Origin of the sequence: Shinella sp. CPCC 101442 (assembly GCF_024704725.1) — a bacterium.
Lineage (GTDB): Bacteria > Pseudomonadota > Alphaproteobacteria > Rhizobiales > Rhizobiaceae > Shinella.
Window position 1 is genome coordinate 100,946 of record NZ_JALIQS010000011.1, and the last position, 12,024, is coordinate 112,969.

Genomic DNA, 12,024 nt, shown 5'->3' on the forward strand with positions numbered 1-12,024 from the left:
CATCATGAACCGTTTCCGAAAAGTCGAGGCTACGCTCACCGCGGAGCTGGCGAAGCCGTATGCCTATGGCAACCCCGCGCAGTCCGACTGCTTCTTCATGGGGCTGGCGCTCGTTGATGCGCTGGAGGGGTCGCAACGCGCCCGGAAGTACGCCGGCAGCTACAAGACGCTTGCCGGTGCGCAGCGTGCGCTTCGTCGCCGGGGCCATTCTTCACTCGTGTCATTCCTCGCCACGGAACTCGGCAGGCTGGTGCTTGGTGGCGCTGAAGCGCGTTTCGGCGATCTGGTGATCCTGCTCCTCGCTGACGGCGCCGAACATGTCGGCGTGTGCCTCGGCACGCGGTTCCGCACCAAGACCCCTGACGGCGCGCGGGACTACCCGCTCGACACCGTCGTCGCAGCCTTTCACATCGGATAATCCTGAATGGCGATTTTCAGCTTTCTTGGCACGGCTATTGCCGGCGCGCTTTTTGCTGGCTCCACGCTGGCCGCGTCCGTCATTGCCGGCGGTCTCGCCTTCGCGGCGCGGATCGGCCTGTCGTATCTCAATCGGCCGAAGAAGCGCTCCTATTCGGCGGTACAGGCCGAGACGCAGTTCGGCGGCGACGTGCCGGTCGGCACGATCTACGGCACGTCGAAGACCAAGGGGCAGCGGACGTTCTATGGGAAGTGGGGGGCGGGCAACAAGTGCAATGCCGAGGTCTTCCTGCTGGCGAACGGCTGGTGTGACGGCCTGGAGCCTTATGTCTATTTCTACGGCCAGAAGCAGACGCTGGTTGAGCGCCCGATCATTGGCAACGAGGTGGCGCACTACGGCGTCGAGGGCTTCCTTGCCGGTGGCAATCACCTGTTCTCGATCCGCTTCTACGATGGCCGTCCCGATCAGCTCGTAGACCAGAAGCTCGTCGATGACACCGCAGCCCTCGGCCCGACGTGGAAATCGACCAGCGTCAATGCCGGCATCGCCTATGTCGTCGTGGAGCGGATCTTCAAGCCGGAGCAGTTCGACAAGGGCAAGCCGGATATCGAGTTCGTGGTGCGCGGCCTGCGCGAATACGATCCTCGCAAGGATTCGACGGTGGCCGGCGGCTCGGGACCGCAGCGCCTCGACGATCCCGCGACCTGGGTCCACACGCTTAATCCGGCCGTCCATAGGTTCAACTATCAGCTCGGCCTGCGCGCGCTGGTCTCCGGGCGCACGCTGATCGGTGAAGGCAAGAGCATCGGGCAGCTGGACCTTGCCACCTATTTCGTGGCGATGAACGTTTGCGACACGCTGCGCCTTGACGACAAGCCGACCTATCAGTGTTCGCTCGTCGTCGGTGGCGAGGATGACCATACCGAGATCCTGCGCGAGTTCGACGACGCCATGGCTGGCTATGGCCTCAACCGGCGCGGCCTCTCGGGTGTTATTGCCGGGGCGCCTCAGATCCCGGTCATGGAAATCACCGCCGACGATATCCCTGCCGATCGCGCCAAGCAGGTGCAATACCGGAAATCGGCGTTCGAGCTCTATAATCACATGTCGGGCCAGTTCACCTCGATCGAGGCGATGTGGAACCCCGAGAGCCTGAAGCCGGTCTATGTGAATGCGGACATCGCTGCCGACGGGCGTAACCGCCAGGTCAGCAATGATTTTCTGCAGGTCACAGATCCGGACATCGCGCAATACCTGCTGAACATCCGTTATCGTCAGAATCGTAAGGGCGGCACCGCAACATTGCCGGTGAGCCGGCGCGTCGGCCTGAAGGTGCAGGAAGGGGAGTGGGTCTCCTGGCGCGGCAAGGAATGGATGATCTCGGAATGGGCGCTCGACGACCGCTTCCAGATCACCCTGAAGCTGACCGAGACCGGCGCCGACATCTATGACGACGAGGCCATCGAGCCCGGCCCGATCGTCATTCCGCCGACGGCGCCGCTCAACCCGTCGCTGCTTTCGACCGTGCAGAAACTTGGCGTTGCCGTCGGCCTCCTGACCGGCCCCGACGGCACGGAGTATCCGACGCTGCAGTTTACGTGGACGCCGCCGGATGATCCGTCGATCGTCGCCGTGCGCTTCGAATACTTCGATGGCGTCGATCCAACCGACAAGACCATCCAGAAATGGCGCTGCGACCAGCCGGAAGATGGGACGGATGAAACCGGCACCAATATCGTGCCGGGCTCGCCATACTCGGCCCGCGCCACGATCGTCACGCAGCCGGATCGCCTAAAGACCTGGACGCCGTGGGTGACGACCGCCGGCAGCACGGCGCCGGTCTACCTGCCGGGTATGCTGGAGGAGTTGAACGAACGGTTCGACGAGTTTGAAGAGTTCATCGGGGCTGATGTCGATGCGCTAGAGGTGGAAATCGATCAGGTAACGGCTGCCCTAATTGCTGAGACCGAGGCGCGCACCGATCAGGTCATCGCCGAGCAGGAAGAGCGCATCGCCGACGCGCGCCGTCTGGCCGTCAATTACCGCGCGCTGATCGACGAGGTCGGTGCGGTCCGCGACCTCCTGGCAAACGCCAGCTATACCGGATTTACCCATGTCGAGCAGATCCGCACGGCGCTGGCGGTCCGTGTCAACGACATCTATGCCGAGTTCGACCAGCGCGTCACGGTGGCCACCGGCGAAAACAGCGGCATGGTGCAACGCATCACCCGCCTGGAGACCGGCAACACCGAGTTGACAGCCCTTATCGGCTTCGTGGAAACCGCATCCGTCGATGGCTTGAACGCCATGGCGCAGCAAATCAGCTTGCTTTCGGCTGGTACCGACAACCAGTTTGATCCCGCTGTCATGTGGAATTTCACGTCCACAATCGAGAGCTGGACCGGAAATGGGACGCCGACGTGGGTTGCAGGCTCGATCCGACCTGCGAACCAGGTGAGCGGGCCCTACATCACCTCGCCGACCGCCCTTGCCATCGTCGCCACGACGTATCGCCAAGTGCGCGCTCGCATCCGTAAGGCAGGATCGCCGACATGGGTGGGCTATTGCTGGTGGAAGGCGACGAGCGACACGACCTGGGACAGCGCGCGCCGCGTTTCGGTTGCCGAGCCGATCTTTGACGGCAACGGCTTTGCGAACATCACATTCTATCTGGAATGGACCGGCACGATCGATGCCATCCGCCTCGATATATCGGCGGCGCAGACCGCGAGCGACTACTACCTCATCGACTGGGTTGGTATCGGCAGCCCATCGCCGGGCGCCTCGCGCGCTGAACTACTTGCCGAGCGCACGGCCCGGATCTCGGCCGATGACGCGCAGGTCACCGACATTACCGTTTTGCAAGCCGCCATCAACAGCCCGACGACGGGGCTTGGCGCGCTTTCGACGGCCGTCACCGGCGTGACAGCTCGCGTCGCCCTGACCGAGGCGGGCATTACCGCGCACGGCGACATTCTCGCCAGCCTTGAAACGGAGATTGACGGCAAAGCCTCTATCGAGACCGTGCAGGCCATCCAGAACAATATTGACGCGCTCGATGCCGGCGGCGTTTCGAGCATCGGCAGCGCGGTCACGACGATCCGCAACGAGCTCCTGGCAATGGCTGGCCAGCTCATGGAACTGGGCTTCCAGAACTTCCTTGGCCAGATCGAGAACAAGAAGATTATTGCGGACGCGGCTCAAACGCTGACGACACGTATCGAACTGACGAATGACAACCTGCTGGTGACGAGTACCGCACTTACGAAGGTGCAGGCCGAAATTCCGAACCTCGCGAAGTCAACGGCGGTATCGATCCTCGATACCCGTATCACGGCCAATGAACTACTGACCGCCGCGTCGTCCGTCGCCATCGACCGCGTAAAGGCCGACCTGGGATGGGACGATAGTGCCGCGACCGGCGCGCGCGCCACCGCGCTCAACGTCATCCGGGCCGACGTCTCGTTGTCCTATGGGCTCGCCGGCGCGAAGAACAAGACCTATCGGCAAAATACGGCGCCGATCGGCACCACCGCTGTCCCGCTCGTTGTCGGTGACCTTTGGGTCAATTCGTCCGACGGCGAGATCATGAAGCGCTGGAACGGAACCGCCTGGATTGACGTCACCGACGCGCGCATCACATCATCCGCGTCCGCGCTGACCTCGATCAAGGCCGAACTCGGATGGGACGAAGCCAGCCCTTCCGGCGGGAAAGCAACGGCCCTGACGTTGCTTACGGCCAACGTCACCGTGGCCTATAACCTCGCCGACGCCAAGAACAAGGTCTATCGCCAGTCCGGCGCTCCGGGCGGCACCACGGCGGTTCCCCTGCGAAACGGTGATATCTGGATCAACTCCGCTGACGGCGAGGTCACCAAGCGCTGGAACGGCTCGACTTGGATAGACGTCACCGATGCGCGCGTCACGTCGTCCGCGTCGGCCATCACCTTGATCAAATCGGAACTGGGCTGGGACGACGCGCAACCGAGCGGCGGCAAGGCCACCGGCCTGTCCGTTGTTCGCACGGACGTCTCAAACGTCGTCGCGCTTGCAGACTCAAAAAACCGTGTCTATCGGCAGATCAATCCGCCCACGGGCACGACCGCCAATCCTTTGCGATCGGGTGATGTTTGGTACGCCAGTGGTAACGGCAACATGCCCAACCGCTGGAACGGCTCGGATTGGGTGCCAGTCGATGACGCTCGGGTCCAGGCAACGGCAACACTCCTGCAAAGCCTTACGGCGACCGTTGACGACAACTCCGCCAACGCGCGCTTCAAGATGTCGACCGTTGCCGGCCCAACCGGCTATGCCCGTATTGCCGCCCGCGTCAAATACACGTCCAGCGGTTTGGAGCGGTCGGCTGGCTTTTACGTCGATGTTCCGAGCGATACGAGCCTAGACAGCGTTTTCCTTGTAGAGGCGGACCAGTTCGCGGTTCGCAACGGCAGCAACAAAAAGAAGCCGTTCATCGTCCAGGGTGGCGAGGTCATCATGGATGTCGCGAACATCGGTACGGTCAATGCCGGTGTGCTCCAGAGCCTCAACGGCAAGATGCGGATCGACCTCAACGCTGGCACGATCAGGATTTCGTCATGACGGAGATACTGATCGGCGACGACAGCACCGGTGTTGCTTGCGTCAAAATCACCAAGGGAACGTTCGATCCCATCACAACGCCAGACGCGCTGCGCGGGCGCTTCTACTTCAATTCGAAGTGGACAAACCAGCTCACGACGCCCGAGATCGAGGACTGTCCCTACGTGCCCTATTCGGGCGGAAGCGAGAGGGCTGTGCGGTTCCCGTCCGGCTCGAACAATTCCACCTTCGGGATCATGCGCGTCGATAATCCAACACTGGACAGCTCCAGATACACCATTCGTGGCGCGACACGGTATCCCAGCATTCGCTACAACATGCCGCTGTTCGATCTCATCCCGGTCTGGCGCGCGAGCGGACGGTATCGAGGCGCCGATATGATTGAACGCACCTTTGGCGCGGAATATGGCCCCGCCGGCGTTCTGGGGGGCTACAACGGAACGGGTGACACGGGGACGTGGTTTCGGCGCTTCGAGGCGTTCGATGCGACCACGGCGTTCAATGTCGACTACGGATCGACCTTCATCACCAGCCTTTATAACGCCAATGCGAATGGTTCGGGCTATGATCAGGTTCTGATCGTCTACAATCTGCCCGGCAACAACACGGCGCTGGATGGGCCGACATCGCCGCCGAGCCCTGCCGGAAAAGAGACGTTCCTTATTTCGTCGACGCAATGCAAGGTGGCGAAGCCCGGCTATGACGTCGATGTAGCGACGCCGTCACAACTGGCGTTCGATGCGACGGGCCGCCCGCTCAATGTCATCGCTGCGGCGGATATCGCCATCCCTTTGGGGGCGTCGTCGTACAACACCGGGATTTCCCTTCCCGATCGAACGGCAATCGACATGTCGTGCTACGACGCGTCGGCGAGCGAAATCCACTACCCGATGAAGCTGTCGGGCGGCAATTCCAACTATGGCGTCGAATACTGGACCGACGGTCCGCTGATCCGGTTCAACAATACGAAAAAGGCCTGCCGCGCCCGCTTCATCGTCTACGGCTATGACCCTCAAGGGCCATCGAGTGGGGCGAACGATGTGTGGCGACAGTTCGACGATGGCGGCGAGAACGTCACGCAATTCCTTCGGCCGGGCGCCGCCGCAAGCCCGCGCTTCAGCGACATCATTCTCGACAGCCGCCGCCCGGTGATCCAGATCCTGGCAGACGGGTATTTCAGTGTGCCGACACATACCGGCAGCCTGGCCACGCCGACAGCGACGACCGTGAATTATGACGCCGCCGGCTTCTTCCCGTACGTCAAATACATGACAGTGCACGGCTCTGGCCTTTCGGAGGAAATCCGGGCGCCCCGCGTCAACAGGCGCTTCCAGAACAGCCTTTCCGATGGAGGGCTGTCGGGCGACGGTTCGTACTGCAAATACAGCCAGTCGGAAGCGACGTTCTACACGGCGAAAGGCCGTCCCCGGTACACTTTCTACAGGGAGGCCGGCGGCGGTGAGATCGTCAACATCATGGATGAAAAACCCATGGTCGGTATCCGCTGGTTCGTTCTCGGCATCCCGCTTCCCTGAAGGAACTCACATGCGAATCTCTGTCGAAAAGCGCACGCGCGGCTTTGCTGCGTGGCAACGAACCGTCGACGCCGGCCGGCGCGTGACAGTCCTCCTTGATGGCGTCGTGCAGTTGCACTGCCTGATGGCCGACAGCGCTACCGGCGAAATCAAGCGCCAGGTCATCAATGCCTTTGGGGAGATCGTCGAGGATCCCGAAACCGGCGACGTCGTGACGGAACTCGTCACCGGAAGCGTCTCCATCACCATCGTCGGCGGCTGACCGCAGAACCCATCTTCCAAACCCGAACGAGGGAATAGACCATGACCCAGATTGACATCCATCCTGCCGTGGCCCGTCAGGAGGACGCGGCGCTGCTCGCCTACTACAAGAACCGAAACCTTGTCCTGGCCCAGCTTGCATCCGGGCAATCGGAACTTCTCGACACGCTCGGCAAGGAGCGCGACGAGCTCGCCTGCAAGGTGGACGGGATGGCTGCCGACCTTGCCAAGCTGAAGACGGAACTGGCCTTCGCCACGGCAAACAAACGGCGCTCCGCAAAACCGGCGGAGGGCTGATCCATGGCGCTCCCATCCAGCTACAATACCGGCACGGCGTCGATCAGCGCCGGCGATACCGCCGTTACCGGTCAGGGCACGAGCTGGCTGACGGCGGGTATTCAGGCCGGTGATATCTACGTCGCCGCAGGCCTCCAGGCGGAAATCCTCTCGGTCAACAGCAATACGAGCATCACGCTCGCGGAGCCCTGGCCCGGCGCGACGCGCACCACGGCATCGTATCGTATCCGCTTCGTCGGCGATATGACGCGCGGGCTCACAGCGATGAACGCTGTCTTGGCGAGCATCAGCGGCGGCAACCTCTATGCGTTCTCAGCATTGGTATCGGCGGCAAACAAGCTCGGTTACTTCACCGGCGCCGGCACAATGGCTCTTACAGATCTGACGCCGGCGGCTCGCGCCATTCTCGGCCTTACCGGTGCAGCGGGTGCGAAGGTGCCTGTCGTCACATCAACGACGGCCGCCGCTTTGCGCGATATCTTGGGAACGGTCGCACAAGCGAGCGGCACACCGATCGGGAGCTTCTTCGAGCGGGGCAGCGCACCGGGTGGGGAGTATCTGCGCAGCGCCAACGGCCTCCAGATTTGCGTTGGCCCGGCCGGCATGTCTGGCGACGTCAATCTGGCCGCGGGCAACATCTTCCGCGCCTCTGCCGACCCTGCCGGCATCCCTTGGACCCTGCCGGCCGCGTTCCGGGACACCGGTTACGTTTGCGGCATCAGCTCCGGCGGCAACATCACAACCCACTGGGGCGATGGAAGGCCCGTTTCGACGACGGTCGCCGGCTTGCAGCTTTGGGGGCCTGGCTCGGTGACGGGGCGCGGCTTTCGTCCGTGGGCCTTCGGCCTTTGGTACTAGGAGAGAGACATGCATATCAGTTTCATCGGCCAGCGCCCCGCCGGCAATAACACGACGCTCAACGTAACGAAGATCGGGGACATCCTCACGATCAACGGTGAGGCTTTCGACTTCTCACCGCTTCAGGAGGGCGAGACCATTCCGCTCGGGGAAATCCCGTGCGTATGGATCGTCAGCCCCGTCGAGCGGACCGGCGGAAACATCCACGTGACCCTCGTTGTGCCGATCAGTGCGGATCCGACGCCGGAAATGTTCGACATCCCTGCACTCGACGGCGCGCTCAATGGGGTCATCGCCATCCCGCGCGATCCCAAACTGGAGGGTTGATACATGGCTTGGTCAGCAGCACAGGCAAATATCATCACCTCGGCCATGCGCGCCGCAGAGGCGGAATCGGCGCTGCTTTCGCGGTATTCCGGCGCCATACAAGCACATCTCGACGGCAAAGCGCGGGAGCGCCACTACGACGGCATCCAGACGGCGATCACCTATCGCGATGATCCTAATCCGCTCTTCGCCGCAGAGGGCGCGGCGCTGTTCTCCTGGCGTTCGGCCGTGTGGACCTATGCAACGGCGGAGCTTTCCAAGGTGACGGCCGGTGAGCGCGACGTTCCCCCGGTGGACGCGTTTCTCGGAGAGCTGCCGGAGTTTCAATGGCCACCGCCGCCGTAGTGTACTTGGCTTCGCGACCCGGGCGGGTCTGGTAGCCCGGATCGCGTTACACCCAGAAGTTAGGGGTTCTAGGCCGCAATATATTGCGCAACTTTTAGGGGATAGTCAAAGTGGCAGAAAACCCATTGCGTGAAGTACCAGCAAGAGCGGCGATCCTACAACCGCCAGCGTTACTGCGGCTACCAAAAACACTTTGTCGAAAATGCACGGCGCGCGCGCTGCTCATCCCACTCGTAGACCATGTGGATTTCTCCTCGCCTGAAACCAAATGACGAGATGAGTCGAGTCGCCCGAACGGTACAGGGTTTTCCTTGAGTGCGAGCCGGTGTGAGTGTTCTGACTATATCCCAAAGAGGATCCAAGGCGGCATACCGATAATAATCGCGCCGGCTACGATGAGCGCACCGGCCGCCAACAACGTGTGATCCTGCTCTTTCTGTTCCTGCGATCTGTCCTTCATAGCGGCCTCCAGCCAGCGTGATCGGCGCTAAAATTCCCGACGGCGCGGTTTGTTCCAGCCGGCCGGCCTATCCATAGAAAGGACTACCATGACCACGACCCTGCAGGTGCAGGAGCGCTTGATCGCGCTCGGCTACTATGTCGGCCCGAAAGGCGCTGACGGTGACTATGGCAAAGAAACTATCGGCGGCATTCTGTCGGCGCTTGAAGACCTCGCGGAACTGCAAGGCAAGCAGTTCCAAAAGCCCGGCGAACAGACGACCAGCGCCGCCGGCCGAAAGGCGATCACCCAGCGAGAAGGAAATGTCCTGACGGCTTATCAGGACAGCGTCGGCGTCTGGACTATCGGTGTCGGCCATACCAGTGCCGCCGGCGCGCCGGCCGTCGCCAAGGGTATGAAGATCACCGCCGCCGAAAGCGATGAAATCCTCAGTCGCGACCTGAAGACCTTCGAGGCCGGCGTTCGCGCCGCGGTCAAGGTGCCGGTGAACCAAAACGAGTTCGATGCGCTCGTGTCGCTGGCCTTCAACATCGGCGTCGGGGCGTTTTCGAAATCCACCCTCGTCAAGAAGCTCAATGCTGGCGATCGGGCCGGGGCGGCCGATCAGTTCCTCGTCTGGAACAAGGCGGGGGGCAAGGTGCTCCAGGGCCTAACCGCGCGCCGGCAGGCCGAGCGCAAACAGTTTCTCTCCTGAAAGGAAACACCATGGACAGCAGCACCTATAGGGAGCGGGCCGGCGTGCTCGTCTCCGCCCTTGTCGTCATGGCTCTGATCGCCGTCGGACCAATCCAGCTTGCCGTCCAGGTCTACACCGGCCAGACGCTGACCTTCGATCAGACGTGGATGGTGACGGTCGCAGGGCTTGCCGGCACGGCTTTCGGTTTCCTGATCGGCAAGCAGTCGAGCAACGTTCCAGGCAGCACGACGATCACCGCGGCATCTGGGACCGTTACGACGACGGTGACCGGCGATCCGAAAGAAGGCAGCTGAGCGAGGAAGCACGATGAGCCCACCCGAGATTGATGCTGGCGTTCATCGCCAACTTGGCGAGCTGGTCGCCGGCATGCACGGACTGCAAGATTCCATTCGTCGCATGGAGGAGGCAGCCAGGCGATCGGAGGACAAATCGGAAGCGAGCAGGGCGGTCGTTCACCGCCGGCTCGACGAGGTGGTCGACCGCGTCGGCAAGGTGGAAACCTCGATCGTCACCGTTCAAGAGGATGTGACGGAGATGAAGCCGGTCACCGACGAGGTCAGGCGGTGGAAGCTCATGGGGATGGGGGCGTTAGGTGTCACGGGTTTGGCGGCCATGGCGCTCGGCGTGACGTTCAGCGAGGCGTTGAAGCGAATAGGGATGGTGCTAATCGGAAAGGGCTAGGCCCGGGCGGTGGCGGTGCAAGGGGAGCACAAAGCCAATAGGCCCCAAACCCGCGCCTCTTTCCCATCACGAGGTATGCATGCGCCTTTTTGAATTTCAGGCGCCTGATTTGCTCAAAAATTCGATTAACGACCGAACTTTTCCTGTCGCGTAGACGATGTCTTCTCTCGGCATGTGAACAGTGATCTCAACCTCTTTCCAACCGGCGCCACTTTCGCGAGCATAAGTTACGGCGGCCTTCAACGAGGGCAATACTGCAGCTGCATGATCTGCCGTCCAAAGCTGAACTGAACATTCAGCATCGGCGTACTTTGAAAATGCGCCAATTGGATCGAACGCCATAATATCCTCCAGTCATTCGCCGGATGAGATTCAGGCACCTCGGCACTTCGCAACTTTCATCCTCTACAGCAGAATCAGGCCGTACACTACTTGATGTAGCCGATAGCCTAAATCGGCAGTTCACCTGCCTGTAACGGGTTCGGCGGCGGGCCATCGACAGGCTAGCGGATAAGTACCCCGGCCTCGTCAGCCGCCTCGATAAACGCCTTCCGCGCCGCGGTGGCCTTCCTTGACGAGAACCGCAAAGCGCGACTTCCCAGACGCGCTTCACGGCTCTCGTTTTGCGGCCATCTGATTGGGGGAACCAAATGCTCAGTGGGTACCGGGCGACCGCGCATTAACAACCGTGATCGCGGCCGCTTGTTCCGGGTGCCCAGCTTTATTCGATCTCCAAACGCTGGCCGGCCGTCCCCGCGCACAAGATCATGCAGTCCCCGCGTCGTCTTGCATCTCCACCAGTTCTGCAAGGTCGACGAGCAACCTCTGAACGTCCGGCCCGATACGAGAGTTGTTGGCCTCGATGGTCATACGGATATTTGCGGCGTAGTGGGTCGGATCGAGTACGCCAGCCTCCTGGAGGGTTTTGACCAGAATGACTAGCGCGTTTGTGTGGGCGGCATGGATGGCGGCTATGGCCTGTACAATCTCGTCGGATTTCTTTGCCATCCATCCTCCTCCAAGGTGCATGCCCTACAGATGACTGATTCACTTCATCTTCAAAAGCTCGCCGGCGTGAAACAGGATCGTCGGCGGTTAAAGATAGACCCTTCCGCCTCCTTTGCTGCGATTAGAAACGCTCTCCGCGCCTCAGAGGGCTCTGTCTTCCCTTCGAGCACATCCAGACATGTTTGCTGCGCCTTCTGAAGCGCCTCGCCGGTATCCACCGGCCACCTATCCATCAACGCTCTCGGTGCTTCAGCAGTGCTGGTCACAGCCCAGTACTTTCCGAGCTTGGTGGTTTCAAACGTGGTTGGTCTTTCCCACCCACCGATTTCCATTTCACACCCCACGCGAAACAAAGAGCCCCGCGCAGGGCGGGGCTAAGAGGTTTGGACCAATACGACAAGCAAACTCGTTACTGGTGGATTTGTTTCTAGCCTGCCATGCGGTCTACTTCGCCTCTATCTGTGACGTGCCACCCCGCGCCGATCTTGTTCAGGGCGATGAAGCGCTGCTCGCCTTCAGGAGACTCCAGGATAAGCCC

The 12,024-nt window shown here is 61.4% G+C and carries 14 protein-coding genes; 11 read left to right on the forward strand and 3 right to left on the reverse strand.

Going from position 1 to position 12,024, the window contains the following annotated elements; genetic code table 11:
* The first annotated feature begins 4 nt into the window (after positions 1-4).
* From MUO32_RS26670 to MUO32_RS26720, 11 genes are all read left to right on the forward strand, one after another.
* On the forward strand, positions 5-418 hold the full coding sequence (locus MUO32_RS26670; RefSeq protein ID WP_257951400.1) for a hypothetical protein: 414 nt from the start codon (positions 5-7) through the stop codon (positions 416-418).
* 6 nt (positions 419-424) lie between these two features.
* Positions 425-5,017 carry a DUF1983 domain-containing protein gene (locus MUO32_RS26675; RefSeq protein WP_257951401.1) on the forward strand — a complete coding sequence of 1,531 codons (4,593 nt, stop codon included), beginning with the start codon at positions 425-427 and terminating at the stop codon, positions 5,015-5,017.
* The gene (locus MUO32_RS26680) at positions 5,014-6,552 is read left to right on the forward strand and encodes a hypothetical protein (RefSeq protein ID WP_257951402.1); all 1,539 of its coding nucleotides are present in this window, start codon (positions 5,014-5,016) and stop codon (positions 6,550-6,552) included. The genes MUO32_RS26675 and MUO32_RS26680 overlap by 4 nt, the downstream gene beginning before the upstream one ends.
* Before the next feature lie 10 nt (positions 6,553-6,562).
* Positions 6,563-6,814, forward strand: a complete 252-nt coding sequence (locus MUO32_RS26685; RefSeq protein WP_257951403.1) for a hypothetical protein — start codon at positions 6,563-6,565, stop codon at positions 6,812-6,814.
* 41 nt (positions 6,815-6,855) lie between these two features.
* Positions 6,856-7,110 (forward strand): hypothetical protein, encoded by a 255-nt coding sequence (locus tag MUO32_RS26690; RefSeq protein WP_257951404.1) that lies wholly within the window; start codon positions 6,856-6,858, stop codon positions 7,108-7,110.
* Positions 7,111-7,113: 3 nt separating this feature from the next.
* Complete coding sequence (locus tag MUO32_RS26695) at positions 7,114-7,968, forward strand: hypothetical protein (RefSeq protein ID WP_257951405.1); 855 nt, start codon at positions 7,114-7,116, stop codon at positions 7,966-7,968.
* Between the two features lie 9 nt (positions 7,969-7,977).
* On the forward strand, positions 7,978-8,295 hold the full coding sequence (locus MUO32_RS26700; protein ID WP_257951406.1) for a hypothetical protein: 318 nt from the start codon (positions 7,978-7,980) through the stop codon (positions 8,293-8,295).
* Positions 8,296-8,298: 3 nt separating this feature from the next.
* A complete protein-coding gene (locus tag MUO32_RS26705) occupies positions 8,299-8,640 on the forward strand; it encodes a hypothetical protein (protein ID WP_257951407.1) in 342 nt (113 codons plus the stop codon).
* A gap of 548 nt (positions 8,641-9,188) precedes the next feature.
* A complete protein-coding gene (locus tag MUO32_RS26710; protein WP_257951408.1) occupies positions 9,189-9,794 on the forward strand; it encodes a lysozyme in 606 nt (201 codons plus the stop codon).
* 11 nt (positions 9,795-9,805) lie between these two features.
* Positions 9,806-10,090 (forward strand): hypothetical protein, encoded by a 285-nt coding sequence (locus MUO32_RS26715; protein WP_257951409.1) that lies wholly within the window; start codon positions 9,806-9,808, stop codon positions 10,088-10,090.
* A gap of 13 nt (positions 10,091-10,103) precedes the next feature.
* Positions 10,104-10,478 carry a DUF1515 domain-containing protein gene (locus MUO32_RS26720; protein WP_257951410.1) on the forward strand — a complete coding sequence of 125 codons (375 nt, stop codon included), beginning with the start codon at positions 10,104-10,106 and terminating at the stop codon, positions 10,476-10,478.
* A gap of 96 nt (positions 10,479-10,574) precedes the next feature.
* On the opposite strand, the gene MUO32_RS26725 is transcribed toward MUO32_RS26720, so the two are convergent.
* The 3 genes from MUO32_RS26725 to MUO32_RS26735 all read right to left on the reverse strand — a co-directional run bounded on the left by MUO32_RS26725 (position 10,575) and on the right by MUO32_RS26735 (position 11,818).
* Entirely contained in the window at positions 10,575-10,820 is a 246-nt protein-coding gene (locus MUO32_RS26725) for a hypothetical protein (protein WP_257951411.1), read from the reverse strand.
* 423 nt (positions 10,821-11,243) lie between these two features.
* Positions 11,244-11,486, reverse strand: coding sequence for a hypothetical protein (locus tag MUO32_RS26730; RefSeq protein ID WP_257951412.1), 243 nt, complete (start codon positions 11,484-11,486; stop codon positions 11,244-11,246).
* 50 nt (positions 11,487-11,536) lie between these two features.
* Entirely contained in the window at positions 11,537-11,818 is a 282-nt protein-coding gene (locus tag MUO32_RS26735; protein WP_257951413.1) for a DUF982 domain-containing protein, read from the reverse strand.
* Between the last annotated feature and the right edge of the window lie 206 nt (positions 11,819-12,024).

Excerpts from the sequence above, each read along its gene's own strand:
- MUO32_RS26670 (WP_257951400.1), top strand. The coding sequence starts at position 5 with ATGAACCGTTTCCGAAAAGTCGAGGCTACGCTCACCGCGGAGCTGGCG.
- MUO32_RS26675 (WP_257951401.1), top strand. The coding sequence starts at position 425 with ATGGCGATTTTCAGCTTTCTTGGCACGGCTATTGCCGGCGCGCTTTTT.
- MUO32_RS26680 (WP_257951402.1), top strand. The coding sequence starts at position 5,014 with ATGACGGAGATACTGATCGGCGACGACAGCACCGGTGTTGCTTGCGTC.
- MUO32_RS26685 (WP_257951403.1), top strand. The coding sequence starts at position 6,563 with ATGCGAATCTCTGTCGAAAAGCGCACGCGCGGCTTTGCTGCGTGGCAA.
- MUO32_RS26690 (WP_257951404.1), top strand. The coding sequence starts at position 6,856 with ATGACCCAGATTGACATCCATCCTGCCGTGGCCCGTCAGGAGGACGCG.
- MUO32_RS26695 (WP_257951405.1), top strand. The coding sequence starts at position 7,114 with ATGGCGCTCCCATCCAGCTACAATACCGGCACGGCGTCGATCAGCGCC.
- MUO32_RS26700 (WP_257951406.1), top strand. The coding sequence starts at position 7,978 with ATGCATATCAGTTTCATCGGCCAGCGCCCCGCCGGCAATAACACGACG.
- MUO32_RS26705 (WP_257951407.1), top strand. The coding sequence starts at position 8,299 with ATGGCTTGGTCAGCAGCACAGGCAAATATCATCACCTCGGCCATGCGC.
- MUO32_RS26710 (WP_257951408.1), top strand. The coding sequence starts at position 9,189 with ATGACCACGACCCTGCAGGTGCAGGAGCGCTTGATCGCGCTCGGCTAC.
- MUO32_RS26715 (WP_257951409.1), top strand. The coding sequence starts at position 9,806 with ATGGACAGCAGCACCTATAGGGAGCGGGCCGGCGTGCTCGTCTCCGCC.
- MUO32_RS26720 (WP_257951410.1), top strand. The coding sequence starts at position 10,104 with ATGAGCCCACCCGAGATTGATGCTGGCGTTCATCGCCAACTTGGCGAG.
- MUO32_RS26725 (WP_257951411.1), bottom strand. The coding sequence starts at position 10,820 with ATGGCGTTCGATCCAATTGGCGCATTTTCAAAGTACGCCGATGCTGAA.
- MUO32_RS26730 (WP_257951412.1), bottom strand. The coding sequence starts at position 11,486 with ATGGCAAAGAAATCCGACGAGATTGTACAGGCCATAGCCGCCATCCAT.
- MUO32_RS26735 (WP_257951413.1), bottom strand. The coding sequence starts at position 11,818 with ATGGAAATCGGTGGGTGGGAAAGACCAACCACGTTTGAAACCACCAAG.